The sequence below is a fragment of the Pseudarthrobacter sp. NIBRBAC000502770 genome (assembly GCF_006517815.1).
GTDB classification, from domain to species: Bacteria; Actinomycetota; Actinomycetes; order Actinomycetales; family Micrococcaceae; genus Arthrobacter; species Arthrobacter niigatensis.
Window position 1 is genome coordinate 1630053 of sequence record NZ_CP041198.1, and the last position, 16998, is coordinate 1647050.

At 65.4% G+C, this 16998-nt stretch carries 16 protein-coding genes and 1 pseudogene; 14 read left to right on the top strand and 3 right to left on the bottom strand.

Annotated elements, in window-relative coordinates; genetic code table 11:
• The first annotated feature begins 9 nt into the window (after positions 1–9).
• On the top strand, positions 10–1170 hold the full coding sequence (locus NIBR502770_RS07855) for an acyl-CoA dehydrogenase family protein (RefSeq protein WP_141181588.1): 1161 nt from the start codon (positions 10–12) through the stop codon (positions 1168–1170).
• Between the two features lie 23 nt (positions 1171–1193).
• Here the strand turns inward: NIBR502770_RS07855 and NIBR502770_RS07860 are convergent, their stop codons facing one another.
• On the bottom strand, positions 1194–1427 hold the full coding sequence (locus tag NIBR502770_RS07860; RefSeq protein WP_141181589.1) for a DUF5703 family protein: 234 nt from the start codon (positions 1425–1427) through the stop codon (positions 1194–1196).
• Positions 1428–1467: 40 nt separating this feature from the next.
• On the opposite strand from NIBR502770_RS07860, the gene NIBR502770_RS07865 reads away from it, so the two are divergent.
• Positions 1468–1734: a hypothetical protein gene (locus NIBR502770_RS07865; RefSeq protein WP_141181590.1), complete on the top strand. Its 267-nt coding sequence runs from the start codon at positions 1468–1470 to the stop codon at positions 1732–1734.
• A 114-nt stretch (positions 1735–1848) separates the two neighbouring features.
• On the opposite strand, the pseudogene NIBR502770_RS07870 reads toward NIBR502770_RS07865, so the two are convergent.
• Positions 1849–2705, bottom strand: a pseudogene (locus NIBR502770_RS07870) (aldo/keto reductase); the annotation flags it as partial.
• Between the two features lie 51 nt (positions 2706–2756).
• Between NIBR502770_RS07870 and NIBR502770_RS07875 the strand changes: the two are divergent.
• Both NIBR502770_RS07875 and mshC read left to right on the top strand, forming a co-directional pair.
• Entirely contained in the window at positions 2757–3590 is an 834-nt protein-coding gene (locus NIBR502770_RS07875) for an undecaprenyl-diphosphate phosphatase (protein WP_141181591.1), read from the top strand.
• Positions 3591–3605: 15 nt separating this feature from the next.
• Positions 3606–4883, top strand: a complete 1278-nt coding sequence (gene mshC, locus NIBR502770_RS07880) for a cysteine--1-D-myo-inosityl 2-amino-2-deoxy-alpha-D-glucopyranoside ligase (RefSeq protein WP_141181592.1) — start codon at positions 3606–3608, stop codon at positions 4881–4883.
• Between the two features lie 87 nt (positions 4884–4970).
• On the opposite strand, the gene NIBR502770_RS07885 is transcribed toward mshC, so the two are convergent.
• Positions 4971–5876, bottom strand: a complete 906-nt coding sequence (locus tag NIBR502770_RS07885) for a PAC2 family protein (protein WP_141160431.1) — start codon at positions 5874–5876, stop codon at positions 4971–4973.
• Between the two features lie 199 nt (positions 5877–6075).
• Here NIBR502770_RS07885 and NIBR502770_RS07890 point away from each other — a divergent pair, with 199 nt between their 5' ends.
• The 10 genes from NIBR502770_RS07890 to NIBR502770_RS07935 all read left to right on the top strand — a co-directional run bounded on the left by NIBR502770_RS07890 (position 6076) and on the right by NIBR502770_RS07935 (position 16962).
• A complete protein-coding gene (locus tag NIBR502770_RS07890) occupies positions 6076–6756 on the top strand; it encodes an HAD family hydrolase (RefSeq protein WP_371416517.1) in 681 nt (226 codons plus the stop codon).
• Positions 6749–7939 carry a site-2 protease family protein gene (locus NIBR502770_RS07895; protein ID WP_141181594.1) on the top strand — a complete coding sequence of 397 codons (1191 nt, stop codon included), beginning with the start codon at positions 6749–6751 and terminating at the stop codon, positions 7937–7939. Before NIBR502770_RS07890 ends, NIBR502770_RS07895 begins: the two co-directional genes overlap by 8 nt.
• Before the next feature lie 95 nt (positions 7940–8034).
• On the top strand, positions 8035–9099 hold the full coding sequence (locus NIBR502770_RS07900) for a tRNA (adenine-N1)-methyltransferase (RefSeq protein WP_141181595.1): 1065 nt from the start codon (positions 8035–8037) through the stop codon (positions 9097–9099).
• Positions 9100–9181: 82 nt separating this feature from the next.
• On the top strand, positions 9182–10933 hold the full coding sequence (gene arc / locus NIBR502770_RS07905) for a proteasome ATPase (protein WP_141160427.1): 1752 nt from the start codon (positions 9182–9184) through the stop codon (positions 10931–10933).
• 50 nt (positions 10934–10983) lie between these two features.
• On the top strand, positions 10984–12603 hold the full coding sequence (gene dop, locus NIBR502770_RS07910; protein ID WP_168223221.1) for a depupylase/deamidase Dop: 1620 nt from the start codon (positions 10984–10986) through the stop codon (positions 12601–12603).
• A gap of 84 nt (positions 12604–12687) precedes the next feature.
• On the top strand, positions 12688–12891 hold the full coding sequence (locus NIBR502770_RS07915; protein ID WP_141160425.1) for a ubiquitin-like protein Pup: 204 nt from the start codon (positions 12688–12690) through the stop codon (positions 12889–12891).
• Positions 12892–12971: 80 nt separating this feature from the next.
• Complete coding sequence (gene prcB, locus NIBR502770_RS07920; protein ID WP_141181597.1) at positions 12972–13793, top strand: proteasome subunit beta; 822 nt, start codon at positions 12972–12974, stop codon at positions 13791–13793.
• 1 nt (position 13794) lies between these two features.
• Complete coding sequence (prcA, locus tag NIBR502770_RS07925) at positions 13795–14505, top strand: proteasome subunit alpha (RefSeq protein WP_141181598.1); 711 nt, start codon at positions 13795–13797, stop codon at positions 14503–14505.
• A 9-nt stretch (positions 14506–14514) separates the two neighbouring features.
• Positions 14515–15879 carry a Pup--protein ligase gene (gene pafA / locus NIBR502770_RS07930; RefSeq protein WP_141160422.1) on the top strand — a complete coding sequence of 455 codons (1365 nt, stop codon included), beginning with the start codon at positions 14515–14517 and terminating at the stop codon, positions 15877–15879.
• A gap of 114 nt (positions 15880–15993) precedes the next feature.
• Positions 15994–16962, top strand: a complete 969-nt coding sequence (locus tag NIBR502770_RS07935) for an FKBP-type peptidyl-prolyl cis-trans isomerase (protein WP_141160421.1) — start codon at positions 15994–15996, stop codon at positions 16960–16962.
• The last annotated feature ends 36 nt before the right edge of the window (positions 16963–16998 follow it).

Below are 16998 nucleotides of genomic sequence, written 5' to 3' on the forward strand. Positions count from 1 at the left end.
GAACCGGCCATGACTCCAGAGGACCTGCTGCCGGATGACCTCCTGGAGCGCATCCGCAGCCGTGCCGCCGGCTATGACCGCGACAACGCCTTCTTCCATGAGGACCTGCAGGAGTTGGCAAAGGCCGGGTACTTGAAGCTGTTCGTACCAGCGTCCGACGGCGGCAAGGGGCTGGGGCTCGAAGCGGCGGCGCAGTGCCAGCGCAGGCTGGCAACGGCTGCACCGGCCACCGCGCTGGCCGTCAACATGCACCTGGTCTGGACCGGCGTCGCCCACGTCCTGGCGGCCCGGGGCGACCACTCACTTGCCTTCGTCCTCGAGGAAGCCGCGCAGGGAGAGGTATTCGCCTTCGGCAACTCAGAGGCCGGCAACGACTCGGTCCTGTTCGACTCCCGGACCACGGCGGTGCCGGACGAAGACGGGGGCTACACCTTCACGGGAACCAAGATCTTCACCAGCCTCTCGCCGGCCTGGACCCGCCTGGGCATCTTCGGCAAGGACCCGGACGCGCGGGACGGTGCCGGTGAACTGGTCCACGGGTTCATCACCAGGGAAACTCCCGGCTACCGGATCCTGGACGACTGGGACACCCTGGGCATGCGGGCCAGCCAGTCCGCCACCACGGTCCTGGAAGGCGTAAAAGCTCCAGCCGGCCGCATCTTCCGCAAGCTGCCCGTCGGCCCCAACGCCGACCCGCTGATCTTTGCCATCTTCGCCTGCTTCGAAAGCCTCCTTGCCGCCGTCTATACAGGCCTGGGTGAACGCGCCCTGGCAGTCGGCGTGGAAACCGTGAAACGGCGCGCCTCCTTGAAGAACGGCGGCCGCAGCTACGCGCAGGACCCTGACATCCGCTGGAAGGTGGCAGAGGCTGCCATGGCCCTGGACAGCCTGTACCCCCAGCTCAAGACCGTCACCGCCGACGTCGACGCCCTGGCTGACCATGGCGCCCAGTGGTTCCCCAAGCTGGTGGGGCTGAAGGTGAACGCCACCGAGACGGCGCGGCGCGTAGTTGACCTCGCCATCCGCATCAGCGGGGGATCGAGCTACTTCAGGGGCTCCGAACTGGAGCGGCTTTACCGGGACGTGCTGGCCGGGATGTTCCACCCCTCGGACGACGAGTCTGCCCATAACACCGTGGCCAACGCGTGGCTGGGGCCGGTCGAAGACTGAACGGTCCCCTGGACCGCGAGTCGCTAAACGGTCCTTTGGACCTGCATCACCCGGCGCCGCAGCCAGAACCGCCGGCCGCCGCCCACGTAGAGCTTGCTGCGTTCCAGTTCCCACTTGCCGTATTCGGAGTGTTCAACGAGCCGGCGCCGCGCCTCCGGCAAGGAATCATCAGGGCCCACGGTCAGCACGAGGTACTCGTACTGCCGCAAATAATCCCGCTCCCGCTGGACCGAGCTGGTGAGAAATTGTTCCTTCATTTGCTCTCCATTTTCGTCCTTTTCCGGCTAACGTGAAGTCATGAGCATCGATCCGCGTGTCGCGCTTTCGTCCCTGACCACCGCTTTGGAAGAACACCTTATAGCAGCATCGAACCGCCGCGGGGACGGTGATCCCTCCGTTGAGGCAGCGTTTTTCGCAGTTGCCGATGCTTTCGAAGTTTACGAGGACGCCCTTTACGAGGCCTACAACGAAGTAACGCCCCTGCAGGTCTTCGACGACGAGGATGACGAGGACGATGAAGCCGACGTGGACGAGGATGAGGACCTCGAAATCGTCGAGGAATAGCAGCGCCCCCGGATCAGGGAAATCCGGGAACAAACCCTAGGACACCGCGGAAACATCCTCCAGCGCGCGCGCAATCTGCGGCGGCAGGGGCGCCAGCTGGGCATCGAGGATTTCCTTCAGCTGCACCGGAGTACGGGCGCCAACGATCGCCGTGGCAACTCCCTGCTGCGCGAGCAGCCAGGACAGCGAGACATCCTGCGGAGTCCGGCCCAGCCCGTTGGCAGCCATGCACACGGCATCCACGATCCGCGACGGCTTGTCCTCCAGATACGGCTCCACGTATGCGGCTTCGCTGACGGAGGCGCCGCGTGAACCGGCGGGAATGCTGCCACGGTACTTTCCCGTGAGTACCCCACGGCCCAGGGGGCCCAGGCCATCAGGCCGAGCCCGGCATCGTCGGCGGCCGGCATCAGTTCCGCTTCCGCCGTCCGGTCAAGGAACGAGTACTCCGCCTGGACAGCCACCAGCGGCACAACGCTGGTTGCCGCGGCCTTCGCGGCCTGCCAGCCCCTGTAGTTCGAGATTCCCGCGTACCTGGCCCGCCCGGTGCGGACTGCGAATTCCAACGCCGCCAGGGTTTCGTCGAGGGGAACGTTGCCGTCCCAGGCTTCGGCGAACCAGAGGTCCACATAGTCCGTACCCAGCCTTGCCAGGCTGGCGTCCAGGCCGGTGAGCATCGCATTGCGTGACGTGTCCACCGCGCGACGGCCATCCGGCGTCGTCATCCCCGCTTTCGTGGAGATGGAAACCTCCGTGCGGGACACCACATCGCCCAGCAGCGATCCAAGGATCGCCTCCGATCCGCCGCCCGCATATGACGCCGCCGTATCCACGTGCCGGCCGCCCGCCTCGAGGAAGGTGCGCAGCAACTCCGAGGCGTCCTGCTCATCCGTGTCGCCACCCCAGGACCGGGTGCCAAGGGAGAGGGCTGAGACTCGCAATCCACTGTTGCCGACGTAACGCTGCTGCATAGCAGCAAGCTTACGGGCAGGAGCACCGCCGCCATGCCGTAGGGTCTTAGCGTGAACTGGTTTGAAGCGGCCCTGCTGGGCCTAGTGCAGGGACTGACCGAATTTCTACCGATTTCATCAAGCGCGCACCTGCGGATCGTGGGGGAGTTCCTCCCCAACGCGCAGGACCCGGGGGCAGCCTTTACGGCCATCACCCAGCTCGGCACGGAGACCGCCGTCCTGATCTTCTTCTGGCGGGATATTGTCCGCATCGTCAAAGCCTGGGCCGGCTCCCTTACCGGCAAGGTGCCACGGCAGGACCCTGACGCACGCATGGGCTGGCTGGTGATTCTGGGCAGCCTGCCCATCATCGTGCTGGGGCTGCTCTTCCAGGACCAGATCGAATCCGTGCTCCGCAGCATGTGGATCGTGGCCACCATGCTGATCGTCTTCGGCCTCATCCTCGCCGTGGCGGACGCAACCGGCGCCCAGAAGCGGGACCTGGCCCACCTGACCTACAAGCACGGCATGTTGTACGGACTGGCGCAGGCCCTGGCCCTTATTCCGGGCGTCTCCCGCTCCGGCGGAACCATCACCGCGGGCCTGCTGATGGGCTACACCCGTGAGGCCGCGGCACGGTACTCGTTCCTGCTGGCAATCCCCGCCGTTTTCGGCAGCGGGCTGTACCAGCTGTACAAGGTGGTCACCAAGGAAGGGATCTCCGGACCCTTCGGCCTTCCCGAAACTGCGCTTGCCACCGTCATCGCCCTGGTGGTGGGCTACGTCATCATCGGTTGGTTCCTGAAGTTCGTCTCCACCCGCAGCTACCGGCTCTTTGTCTGGTACCGGATCTTCCTGGGGCTCGCCCTCTACCTCCTCCTCGGTTTCGGCGTCATCAGCGCCTAGGACTAGGCTTGGCATGTGAAATCCTGGACTTCCCGCCCTGTGCCTGCCCTGCCCGGAAACATGCCCGCCATCCGCCTGTTCGACACCGCGGCGGGCCGCGACGTGGCACTGGAACCGGAGGCCCGGCCGTCCATGTACGTCTGCGGCATCACTCCCTACGACGCAACGCACATGGGGCATGCGGCCAGCTACGTGGCTTTTGACCTGCTGAACCGCGCCTGGCGCGATGCAGGCAGCGAAGTCTCCTACGTTCAGAACGTCACGGACGTGGACGATCCCCTGCTGGAACGCGCCACCGCCACCGGCGTCGACTGGCGCGACCTCGCCGCGGAACAGGTGGAACTCTTCCAGACCGACATGGAGGCGCTGAACGTCCTCGCGCCGGACAACTACGTCGGCGCCGTCGAATCCATCGGCCTGATCGTCCCCGAAGTGGAACGGCTGGTCAGCATGGGGCTGGCGTACCGGGTGGCAGGCACCAACGGCGAACCTGACGGGGACGTCTATTACGACGTCGAAGCCGCCGGCAAGCAGTCAATGGCACCTGATGCGTGGGCCCTGGGGTCCATTTCCCACCTGGGTGAAAGCGCCATGCTGGAGCTCTTCGCCGAGCGCGGCGGGGATCCGGGCCGCGCCGGTAAGCGGCAGGCCCTGGACCCGCTGCTCTGGCGGGTGGAACGGGAAGGGGAGCCGAGCTGGCCTGGTGGCAGCCTTGGACCGGGACGGCCGGGCTGGCACATTGAGTGCACCGTGATCGCACAGAAGTACCTCCCCGCGCCCTTCACCGTGCAGGGCGGCGGATCGGACCTGATTTTCCCGCACCACGAAATGGGCGCGGGCCACGCCTACTCACTGGCCGGCGTCCCGCTGGCCAAGCACTACGCCCATGCAGGGATGGTAGGCCTGGACGGCGAAAAGATGAGCAAATCCAAAGGCAACCTGGTGCTGGTTTCGAAGCTCCGCGCTGCCGGGGAAGACCCGGCGGCCATCCGGCTGGCCATCCTTGCCCACCACTACCGTTCTGATTGGTCCTGGACTGACGAAGGCTTCGCTGCCGCGAAGGCAGACCTGGCGGCCTGGCGGACGGCGCTCGACCACGCCCCGGAGGGCTCGGGCCCGGCGCTGCTGGCCGGGATGCGCGAAGCGCTGGCAGCCGACCTGGATGCGCCTGCAGCGGTCGCCGCGGTGTCGCGCTGGGCCCGGGCAGCCAACGACGGCGGTGCTGCCGCCAGTGCCCCTGACGCAGCGCTGGTCAAGGACGCGGTTGACGCGCTCCTGGGGGTCCGGCTCTAGGAGTCGATCCACAGCAGCAGACGGGAAGGGCCTGGCGGGATCGCTCCCGGCCAGGCCCTTCCCGTTGAGGCAGTCAGTACGGCCGCATCAGGGCCGGTCCTGGCCCCGGCGCTTCAGGTAGCGCTCGAATTCACGGGCGATGGACTCGCCGCTGGCTTCGGGCAGGTCTGCGGTGTCCTTGGCTTCCTCCAATTGCCGGACGTACGCGGCAATTTCAGGATCCTCCGTGGCGAGTTCGTCCACGCCGCGCTCCCACGCATCAGCTTCCTCCGCCAGCTCGTGCGTGTCCAGCGGCACCTGGAGGAGCTCCTCGATCCGGTGCAGGAGGGCCAGCTGGGCTTTGGGGGAGGGCGCCTGGGCCACATAGTGCGGCACTGCGGCCCACAATGACACGGTGGGGATGCCGGCCAGGAGGGCCACCTCTGACAGGACGCCCACGATCCCAACGGGGCCCTCATACTGTGAGGCTTCCAGGTTCATGCGCTCACGGAGCGGAGCGTCGTCCGAGGATGTGCTCACCGGGATTGGGCGGCTGTGCGGAACGTCGGCCAGGAGCGCCCCCACCAGCACCACGTAATCCACGTTCAGGGCCTCGGCATGGACCAGCAGCTCGGCCGTGTAGGCACGCCACTTATAGGACGGCTCCGTGCCCTGGACAAAGATGACGTCCACATTGGAGTTGGGGGCACTGGCCTTGTAGATCCGGGTGGAAGGCCACTTGATCTTCCGTTCACCGGCCGCGTTCCGGCGCACCGTGGGGCGGGTGAACTGGAAGTCGTAGTACTCGTCGGCATCGATGGAAGCGACTTTCTTGCCGCCCCACAATTTGTTCAGGTAGCGCAGCGAATCGCTGGCGGCTTCTCCGGCGTCGTTCCACCCCTCAAAGGCGGCAAGCATCACAGTTATGCGCTGTCCGTCAGCGACTGGCTGCAGGAACCGTTCCCGCTCGGGTCCGGCACCCTGTTCGGCGGTGTCTCCCTCGAAGCTATTCATTTCTTCACCCTACGTCCAAGCGGCTGGCCCGTGCAGGGAATGAAGCGCCACAAATCCCGCGAAACCCTCCTGCTGGGCCGTCCGGCCGCGGCATATTCGCCGAGGGCGTAGCCCACAGCCGCCGCCCAGCCACGCCCCGTAGACTGGCGGTATGCCAATTCCTGCCGCCAGTTCCCCGCTTAAAGCCGTCCTCTGGGACATGGACGGGACCATTGTGGACACCGAGCCATACTGGATCGCCGCGGAGCATGCGCTGGTGGAGGCCCACGGGGGAACGTGGAGCCATGACCAGGCAATGCAGCTGGTTGGCCAGTCGCTGACGTTTTCCGCCGGCCTGCTCCAGCAGGCCGGCGTCGAACTCGAAATCCGGGAAATTATCGACACCCTGACCGCCCAGGTGGTCAGCAGCGTCCAGCAGCAGGTGCCGTGGCGGCCCGGCGCCCGTGAACTCCTTGAGGAACTGCACCTTGCCGGCGTGCGCTGCGCTTTGGTGACCATGTCAGAGGGCCCGTTGGCCCGCGAAGTGGTGGCCAGCCTTCCCCGGCCGTACTTTGACGTACTGGTTACCGGGGACACGGTGAGCCAGGGCAAGCCGCACCCCGAGGCGTACCTGACCGCCGTCGAACTCCTGCAGGAGGACGATCCCCACCTTGGAATCCACCACTGCGTAGCCCTTGAGGATTCCGTTCCGGGCGTGGCCGCGGCCGTGGCCTCCGGTGTGGCCACTGTGGCTGTCCCGCACATTGTTCCCCTCCCGGACAACGGCAGCTATGCGCTGTGGGATTCCCTGTTCGGCCGGGGCCTGGAGGAGCTGGAAGCCCTGCTCCTGCCGGCCGGTTCCACTGGGGCGGCCGCCTCGCGCGGTGGTCACCGTGGCTGAACCGGATACCGGACAGGGTCCCGCAGCGGGCACGCCAGCGCGCCGCGCGGGCATTCCCCTGGGGCGCATCGCCGGCGTTCCGGTGGTGCTGGCATACTCGTGGTTTGTGATCGCGGCCTTCACGGTGATCGTCTACGGGCCGGTACTTGCGCGGAACAACCCCATGCTGGGCGCCAGCGCCTATGTGGTGGCGTTCGCCTATGCCGTGTTGCTGCTCATTTCCGTCCTTGTCCACGAACTCGCCCACGCCCTGACGGCAAAAATCTACGGCTGGCCCACCCAAAAGATCGTCCTCAACCTCTGGGGCGGCCACACCCAGTTTGAAAGCTTCACCTCTTCTCCGGGCCGGTCGTTGCTTGTTGCTTTGGCCGGGCCGGCCGCAAACTTCGTCCTGGCCGGCGGAGCGTGGCTGGTGCTCAGCACCAACAGCCTGGGCAGCGTGGCCGAAATCCTGACGAACATCTTCATGTGGGCCAACTTCCTCATCGGTGTCTTCAACGTCCTGCCGGGCCTTCCACTCGACGGCGGCCGGCTGGTCGAATCCATCGTCTGGAAAGCCACCGGCAGCCAGGCGAAAGGCACCGTGGCGGCCGGCTGGGGCGGCCGGATCATCGTCCTCGCCATCGGCTACTGGTTCCTCCTTCGTCCGTTCCTCGCCGGCGACCAGCCCGAATTCAGCCTCCTGATGATCACCATCCTGGTGGGCGGGTTCCTGTGGATGGGCGCATCCGCATCCATCCAGCAGGGCACCCTGCGCGGGCGGCTCCCACTGGTCAGCGCCGCAGCATTGTCGACGCCGGCTGCCGGCGTTCCCTCCAGCGGTACGGTCCGGGACGCCCTCCGCCTCGGCGAAGCAGGAACAAAATCCGTGGTGGTTTACGGCCCCGACGGACGGCCGGAAGGCGTGGTGGACACGGGCGCCCTTGCAGCCGTGCCCGGTTCAGCGGCAGATACGACCCCCGTCACCGCCGTCTCGTTTCCCCTGGCCGCCGGCGCCTATATTCCGGAGTGGTCCAAGGGGCAGGAACTGATCCAGTTCCTCTCCCAGCTTGAGGGCCGCCACTACGCCGTGGTTGACCACAACGGAACCGTCACGGGTTTGCTGACGCAGGAAGCCGTCCTGGCCGCCATCACCGGGAAGCGCCTGCGCAACGATAGGCACCCCCAGGGCCAGAACCGGTAGAGTTACCTGCCGGTCGTGCATTGCCACCGCACGTAGCCGCGTCCCTGGGAGCATCAGGCAGCGGCACAACAGGTTTACAGGAGCGAGGAAGAAACATGAGCAGCGAAACTGCCGTCAACGACGCCAAGGGAGCAGCGCAAGCCGGTGCTGCCGCCAGCGGCTCGCAGCCGGTGGGCGCTGCCCGTCGCCGGGGCCCATTCCGGGAGGGCGAACGCGTCCAACTGACCGACGAGCGTGGCCGGATGAACACCATCACCCTGGAACGCGGCGGCGCTTTCCACACCCACCGCGGATTCCTGAACCACGACGAAATCATTGGCCAGGTGGACGGCTCGGTGGTGGTGAACAACGTGGGCCAGCAGTACCAGACCCTCCGGCCCCTGCTCTCGGACTTTGTGCTGTCCATGCCGCGCGGCGCCGCCGTCGTATATCCCAAGGACGCCGGCCAGATCGTCACCATGGCGGACATCTTCCCCGGCGCACGCGTCGTGGAGGCCGGCGTGGGCTCGGGGGCACTCTCCATTTCCCTGCTCCGCGCGGTGGGGGACAACGGCTACCTGCACTCCTTCGAAAGGCGTGAGGAGTTCGCGGACATCGCCCGCGGCAACGTGGAAACCATCTTCGGTGGCCCCCACCCCGCGTGGCAGATCTCCCTTGGTGACTTCCAGGAGGAAGTGGTCAAGGCCGAGGCGCCCGGCTCCGTGGACCGCGTGGTCCTGGACATGCTGGCGCCGTGGGAATGCCTCGACGCCGTGGCCACCGTGCTCGCGCCCGGCGGCGTCTGGATCAACTACGTCGCCACGGTGACCCAACTCTCCCGCACGGCCGAAGCCATCCGCGCGGACGGACGCTTCACCGAACCCGATGCCTGGGAGTCGATGGTCCGCGGGTGGCACCTTGAAGGACTGGCCGTGCGCCCCGACCACCGGATGGTGGCCCACACAGGGTTCCTGCTGGTCACCCGGCGGTTGGCAGACGGCGTCACCGGGATTTCGGTCAAGCGCCGCCCGTCCAAGACCGAGTTCAACGAAGAGGACGTCAACGCCTGGACGCCAGGAGCGGTGGGGGAGCGGGCAGTGTCCGACAAGAAGCTCCGGCGTGCCGCCCGTGACGCCATCGCGGGGACCAACGTCGTGGACAACCCCGAAGTTACGAACTAGTCCATATTTCGGGAGCCTCCATCCCTACCCGGCCTCTTGGGACTAATGTCTTAAGAGAAGCGCAGGAAGGGGCTGATACATCATGGAGACACCAAACCAGGACTCCGGACGTACACCGGCAGAGCAGTCTGCCGCCAACGACCTCTCGGTTGCTGACCGCCAGGTCAACATACTTCGGGACAAGCTCAGGCACATCGACCGCCAGTTGGCAGCGGCAACGCAGAACAACTCGAAGCTGGTCAGCATGCTTGAGACGGCGAAGGCAGAGATTCTCCGCCTGAAGAACGCCCTGGACCAGGAAGGGCAACCGCCCTACAGCTTCGGCACCATCCTCCAAATCAACCCGAAACGGCAGCCCGCCCCCGGCAACAGCGGCCAGGCTGCCACCGAGGAATCGGTGGACATCTTCAACGCGGGCCGGAAGATGCGCGTGGGCATCAGCCCGCTGGTCAACATCAACCAGCTTGCGGTCGGCCAGGAAGTGCTGCTGAACGAGGCACTCCTGATCGTCGCGGGGCTGGGCTACGAGCGGGCAGGTGAGCTGGCCACCCTGAAGGAAATGCTCGGACGGGACCGCGCCCTTGTGGTTGGCCGCGCGGACGAAGAACGCGTTGTCCGGCTCTCCGGTGCGCTCCTTTCCGAAAAACTGCGGGTCGGCGATGCCCTCTCCGTCGATTCCCGGACCGGATACGCGCTGGAGAAGGTTCCCCGCTCAGAGGTGGAAAACCTTGTCCTCGAGGAAGTTCCGGACATCACGTATGAGGACATCGGCGGCCTTGGCCCCCAGATCGAGCAGATCCGGGACGCCGTGGAACTGCCGTTCCTGCACCCGGACCTCTACCGTGAGCACGGCCTCAAGGCTCCCAAGGGCATCCTGCTGTATGGCCCTCCCGGCTGCGGCAAGACCCTGATTGCCAAGGCCGTTGCCAACTCGCTCGCTGCCCGCGCCGCGGAGCGGTCCGGGAATGTCGACCTGAAGAGCTACTTCCTGAATATCAAGGGCCCGGAACTCCTTGACAAGTACGTTGGCGAGACCGAGCGGCACATCCGCCTGATCTTCGCCCGCGCCCGGGAGAAGGCCTCGGACGGCAGCCCCGTCGTGGTGTTCTTCGACGAAATGGACTCGCTGTTCCGCACCCGCGGCACCGGCATTTCGTCCGACGTCGAAACCACCATCGTGCCCCAGCTCCTCAGCGAGATCGACGGCGTCGAGCGCCTGGACAACGTGATCGTGATCGGCGCATCCAACCGCGAGGACATGATCGATCCCGCCATCCTCCGGCCCGGCCGGCTTGACGTGAAGGTCAAGATCCAGCGGCCCGATGCGGAGGCAGCGGCCGACATCTTCAACAAATACATCACGCCGGACCTGCCATTCCACGAATCAGACCTGGCCGAACACAACGGTGATGTCCAGGCAACCGTCGACGCCATGGTCCAGCGCACCGTGGAGGCGATGTACTCCACCGACAAATCCAACGAATTCCTCGAGGTCACCTACGCCAACGGTGACACGGAAATGCTGTACTTCAAGGACTTCAACTCCGGTGCCGTGGTGCAGAACGTGGTGGACAGGGCCAAGAAGTATGCCATCAAGGACCTGCTGACATCACACCAGAAAGGTCTTCGGATCGAGCACCTGCTGCGCGCCGTGGTGGACGAATTCCGTGAGCACGAAGACATGCCCAACACCACGAACCCAGATGACTGGGCACGCATCTCCGGAAAGAAGGGTGAACGGATTACCTATATCCGCACCATCGTGCAGGGCAAAGCCGGCCAGGAGCCCGGCAAGTCCATCGAGACAATGCCCACTACTGGACAGTATCTGTGACGGGTTCACAGGGATCCGCCGGCGGGGAGGCCCTCCCCGCCGGCGGGGCCATGCGGGTTATGGGGGCAGAAACGGAATACGGAATCCACGCTCCGTCAGCCCCTTCCGCCAACGCCACCATGATGAGCGCCCGCGTGGTCCAGGCCTACGCGCAGGTCACCCGGCAGCGGGCGGCCGGCGGGGCAGAGACGCGCTGGGACTACACGGATGAGGAGCCTTTGCACGATGCCCGCGGCTGGACAGTTGACCGCGGTTCCGCCCATCCCTCCCAGCTGACGGACCAGCCGCCGGTGCTCGATGCGGAGGCGGTGGCTTTGGCCTACGGCCGCGAGGAACTGGAGCTCGACGGCCAGGACGAGTCGGGGACGCTCCTGATGAACATGGTCCTCGGCAACGGCGCGCGGCTCTATGTCGACCACGCCCACCCCGAGTACTCCAGCCCCGAGGTAACGAACCCCCGGGACGCTGTGGCCTGGGACGCCGCCGGTGACCTTGTGGGCCTGGCGGCCGTGCGCCGACTGGCAGCGGACCCGACCCTGCCGCCGGTCAATCTCTACAAAAACAACACGGACAACAAATCGGTTTCCTACGGCTCGCACGAAAACTACCTCATGCCCCGGTCCGTACCGTTCGGAGACATTGTGCGCGGGCTGACACCGTTTTTCGTCAGCCGGCAGGTGGTGTGCGGGGCAGGCCGGCTGGGTATCGGACAGGACAGCTCCATCCCGGGCTTCCAGATCAGCCAGCGCGCCGACTTCTTCGAAGCAGAGGTGGGCCTGGAAACGACCATCCGCCGCCCCATTATCAACACCCGGGATGAGCCCCATTCCACCGCTGACAAGTACCGGCGCCTGCACGTCATCATCGGGGACGCCAACCTCAGCCAGGTGTCCAACTACCTCAAGTTCGGCACCACCGCCCTGGTCCTCAGCCTGGTCGAAGCCGGGCTGGCTCCGAAAATCGAGGTATACGAGCCCGTCACCGCCCTCAAAACGGTGAGCCACGATACGTCCCTGACTGCCAAAATCCGGTTGCTGGACGGCAGGCGCGTCACAGCACTGGATCTCCAGTGGATGTACCACGAAGCCGCCGCCAAACTTGCGCAGGACACCGGTGTGGGCGATGCCGTGGACGGCGACGGACACACCCATGAGGTCCTGGAACGGTGGGCGTCCGTCCTCACCCAGCTCGACAGCGACAGGTCCGCGGCGGCCACCGCGGTGGAATGGCTGGCCAAGCTCTCCCTCCTGGACGGTTACCGCCAGCGCGACGGCCTGGACTGGAGCGACGCCCGGCTGGGCCTTGTCGACCTGCAGTGGGCCGACATCAGGCCCGAGAAGGGCCTCTACTACCGCCTGCTGTCCAGGAACCGGATGCAGCGGGTGGTGGATGATTCCGCCATCGCAGCTGCCGTGGCGGAGCCACCGGCGGATACCCGGGCGTTCTTCCGGGGCAAGTGCATCAGCAGCTTTGGCAAGGATGTGGTGGGGGCAAGCTGGGATTCGGTCATCTTCGACGTGCCCGGCTACGGGAGGCTTCAGCGGGTGCCCACCCGTGAGCCCCTGAGGGGAACCAAAGCCCTGACTGGAGCGTTGTTTGAGCGCTACCGGGAAGCGGGACCGTTCCTGGGTGAACTGCTGGGACACAACAGCACTCCGCCTGCGGAGTAAACAGCGCCGGAACGCCCGTCCCGTGGCAGGATGGGCATATCGGAGGATCCGCCGGATCCACCGACGGAAGAAAGAGGGAAACCAATGGCAGGCCAGGAGCAGCAGCAGCCGCAGTCACGTGACACCCAGGTCGACGAAGACATCCCCGAAGCACCCCCGGCAGCACCGGAGGCGCAGGCCTCGGCATCCACCGAAGGCGTGGATGACCTGCTCGACGAGATCGACGGCGTCCTCGAATCCAACGCCGAAGAGTTCGTCCGGGCATTCGTCCAAAAGGGCGGCCAGTAACCCGGACCGCTGGGTGGCTGAAGCCGCGGAAGGCCGGGATCTGTACCGACGTTGTGAGTACCACATTCAAGGAGTGATGAGTGCAGGAATCAACCGCCAACCAGGTAGCCGCCAACGCCACCTCGTCCTTTACCGAACACCTGCAGCGGGACCGGCCTGAGCTGTTGCCCTTCAGCCGGCCCCTCCCGGGAGGTGCGTCAACCGCTGCGCCGGTCCAGGTTCCCCATGCCACCACCATCATTGCCATGAGCTACGGCGGCGGCGTCCTGATGGCGGGCGACAGGCGGGCCACCATGGGAAACGTCATTGCCAGCAGGCACATCGAGAAAGTCTTCCCGGCTGACCATTTCTCCGTCCTGGGCATCGCCGGAACTGCCGGCATAGCCATTGACCTGACCCGGCTGTTCCAAGTTGAACTTGAGCATTACGAAAAGATTGAAGGCACCCAGCTCAGCCTTGAAGGCAAGGCGAACCGTTTGGGTGCCATGATCAGGGGCAACCTCCCCCTGGCCCTGCAGGGACTTGCGGTGGTGCCCCTGTTCGCCGGATTCGACATCAGCGCCGGCGTTGGCCGCCTGTTTTCCTACGACGTCACCGGCGGCAGGTACGAGGAACACGAACACCACACCGTCGGCTCCGGCTCCGTGTTCGCACGCGGTGCCCTGAAGAAGCTTTGGCGGCCCAACCTGACCCCGGAGCAGGCCCTCTCCGTTGCCGTGGAGTCTCTGTATGACGCCGCCGACGACGATTCGGCAACGGGCGGTCCGGATACAGTCCGCCAGTTGTGGCCGGTGGTGTACACGGTTGACAGGACCGGAGCCCGGCGCGTCCCTGAAGCCGAACTCGCGGCGGCCTCGCGCAGCGTAATCGAAGCGCGCACCATCGCCGGACGGGAGGCCTGAGATGACCCAGCAGTTCTATGTCTCACCTGAACAGCTAATGAAGGACCGCGCGGACTTCGCGCGGAAAGGCATCGCGCGGGGCCGCTCCGTAGTGGTCATCAGCTGCGCCGACGGCATCGCCCTCGTAGCCGAGAATCCGTCGCCGTCCCTGCACAAAATCGGGGAAATCTACGACAAAATCGCGTTCGCCGCCGTCGGCAAGTACAACGAATTCGAAAGCCTCCGCCAGGCCGGAGTGCGCTACGCCGATGTGAGGGGCTACTCCTACGACCGTGAGGATGTGACCGCGCGGGGGTTGGCCAGCGTGTACGCCCAAAGCCTGGGAGCCGTCTTCACCGCCGAGCAAAAGCCCTTCGAGGTGGAACTCGCAGTCGCCGAAGTTGGACCCACGCAGGCCGAGGACCATCTCTACCGGCTTACCTTCGACGGTTCGATCGCCGACGAACATAGCTTTGTCGTCATGGGTGGACAGGCTGAGAAAGTGTCATCCGCCATCGGCGAAGGGTGGCAGTCCTCGCTGGGCTTCGCCGATGCCGTGAGGCTGGCACTGAAGGGACTTACCCCCGCCCAGGAGGGGGACCAGCCGGCGGCACCGTTGCCGCCGGGTGCACTGGAAGTCGCTGTCCTGGACCGGGTCTCCGAAAACTCCCGCGGCACCCGGCGTGCCTTCCGCCGGCTCAACGACGCGGACATCACCGCACTGCTGGCCTAGGAGGACCACATGGACAAGAGAATCTTCGGTATCGAAACCGAGTTTGGGATCTCCTACTCGAGCCCCGACTCGAGACCTCTTGCGCCGGAGGAGGTGGCCCGGTACCTGTTCCGCAAGGTGGTCAGCTGGGGGCGCTCGTCAAATGTGTTCCTCACCAATGGTTCACGGCTGTACCTCGATGTCGGGTCGCATCCGGAATACGCCACGGCCGAGTGCGACGACCTTGCCCAGCTGATCGCGCACGACCGGGCCGGCGAACTCATTCTCGACGACCTCGTGGATGAGGCCCAGGCACGCCTCGCTGCTGAAGGCTTTAACGGGACCGTGTACCTGTTCAAGAACAACACCGACTCGGCCGGGAACTCCTACGGCAGCCACGAGAATTACCTGATTCCCCGGCGCGGCGAGTTCTCCCGCCTGGCCGAAATCCTGATTCCGTTCCTGGTCACCCGCCAGCTCATAGCCGGCGCGGGAAAGATCCTGAAGACGCCCCACGGTGCGACGTATGCGTTCTCACAGCGTGCCGACCACATCTGGGAGGGCGTCTCGTCCGCCACCACCCGGTCCCGGCCCATCATCAACACCAGGGATGAACCGCATGCCGATGCCGAGTTCTACCGGCGGCTGCACGTGATCGTGGGCGACTCCAACATGTCCGAGGCCACCGCGCTGATGAAAGTCGGCACCGTGGACCTGGTCCTTCGAATGATCGAGGCCGGGGTGATCATGCGCGACATGCGGATGGAGAACCCCATCCGAAGCATCCGGGAAATTTCCCACGACCTCAGTGGCCGCGCGCTGGTCCGCCTGGCCAACGGACGGCAGCTCACCGCACTTGAAATCCAGCAGGAGTACCTGACCAAGGTCACAGCCTTCGTCCAGGAGCACGGCGCCCACAACCCGCATGTTCCCCTGATCCTGGACCTGTGGGAGCGAACGCTCCGTGCGATCGAGTCCGGAGATGCCAGTGGGATCGATACCGAAATCGACTGGGCCATCAAGAAAAAGCTGATGGACAACTACCGCGAACGGCACAACCTTGGCCTGGAGGCCCCCCGGATTGCCCAGCTCGACCTGACGTACCACGACATCTCCCGCAGCCGCGGGCTGTACTACCTGCTGCAGTCCCGGGGTGCGGTGCGTCGTATTGTCGACGACACCGTGATCAAGGGAGCCGTGGACGCACCGCCGCAAACAACGCGCGCCAAGCTGCGCGGCGACTTCGTCCGCCGTGCGCAGGAACTGGGACGCGACTACACCGTGGACTGGGTGCACCTGAAGCTCAACGACCGCGCGCATCAGACAATCCTTTGCAAAGATCCCTTCCGCAGCGTTGATGAGCGAGTGGATGCCCTGTTGGACTCTATGGGCTGACGTCCAGCTTCAGGGTCTATTCTGGATAAGGTCCTTTTAAAGGGACCTTCTACGGCATTGTCCGCAGCCATGCGGAAAGCCGTGTCCACCCTGCCCCGACGAAAGTTTTACTACGTGCGCCGACTACTAGCAATCCTCCTTCCCGGCCTGCTGCTCCTGACCGCCTGCGGAGGCACAGCCCCGCAGCCTGAGCCAAGCAGCCAGTCCGCCGGGGAGACTGCAAAGTTCGACTCCCTCAAGCTGACTGACAACGGGGACAAGAAGGCCCCGGGTGTGGACTTCGACAAGCCCCTGGCCGTCACCCAGCCCACCATCAAGGTGGTTTCCGAAGGCAGCGGCGACACCGTCAAGGCAAACCAGGTAGCCAAGATCTCCATCCTGGCCGTCAACGGTTCGGATGGCTCCCAACTGGAGGACACGTTCCCCAATGAGCCGGAAAGCCTGGAGCTGAACGACGAGCTGAAAACCAGCAGTGCCGTGATCTACAACGCGTTCGTCGGTGCAAAGGTTGGCTCCAGCCTTGCCCTGGCCGTCCCTGCCCAGCAGAGTGCACCCTCGGCCAGCCCGAGCCCGTCAGATGGCGCGAGCCCCAGCCCCAGCGCAGCAGCCGGGCCATCCCAGCTGCTGATCATCAAGGTCCTTTCCGCCTCGGACCCCACCCCCGTCCTCGACAAGCCTCAGGGTGACGCGGTGACGCCGCCGGCCGGGCTGCCGACTGTGACGGAAAAAGACGGCGTCCCGGAGATCAACGTCGCAGGGGCACCCGCTCCCACTGCCCTGGTCTCGCAGGACCTGATCAAGGGCACGGGCGCCGCCGTCAAGGAAACCGACACGCTCACCGTGAACTACGTTGGCGTCAATCTCTCCGACGGCACCAAATTCGACTCCAGCTTCGACCGCGGCCAGCCGGCCACTTTCCCGCTCTCGGGCGTCATCAAAGGCTGGACCCAGGGCCTCGCGGGTAAGACTGTGGGCTCCCGCGTCCTGCTTGTCATCCCCAAGGACCTGGCTTACGGAGATGCCGGCCAGGGCCAGGCAAAGGGCGACCTTGTCTTCGTAGTGGACATCCTCGGGGTCAAGTAGCAAGACTTACAGGGACGCCGCGTCCTTCGCGGCACC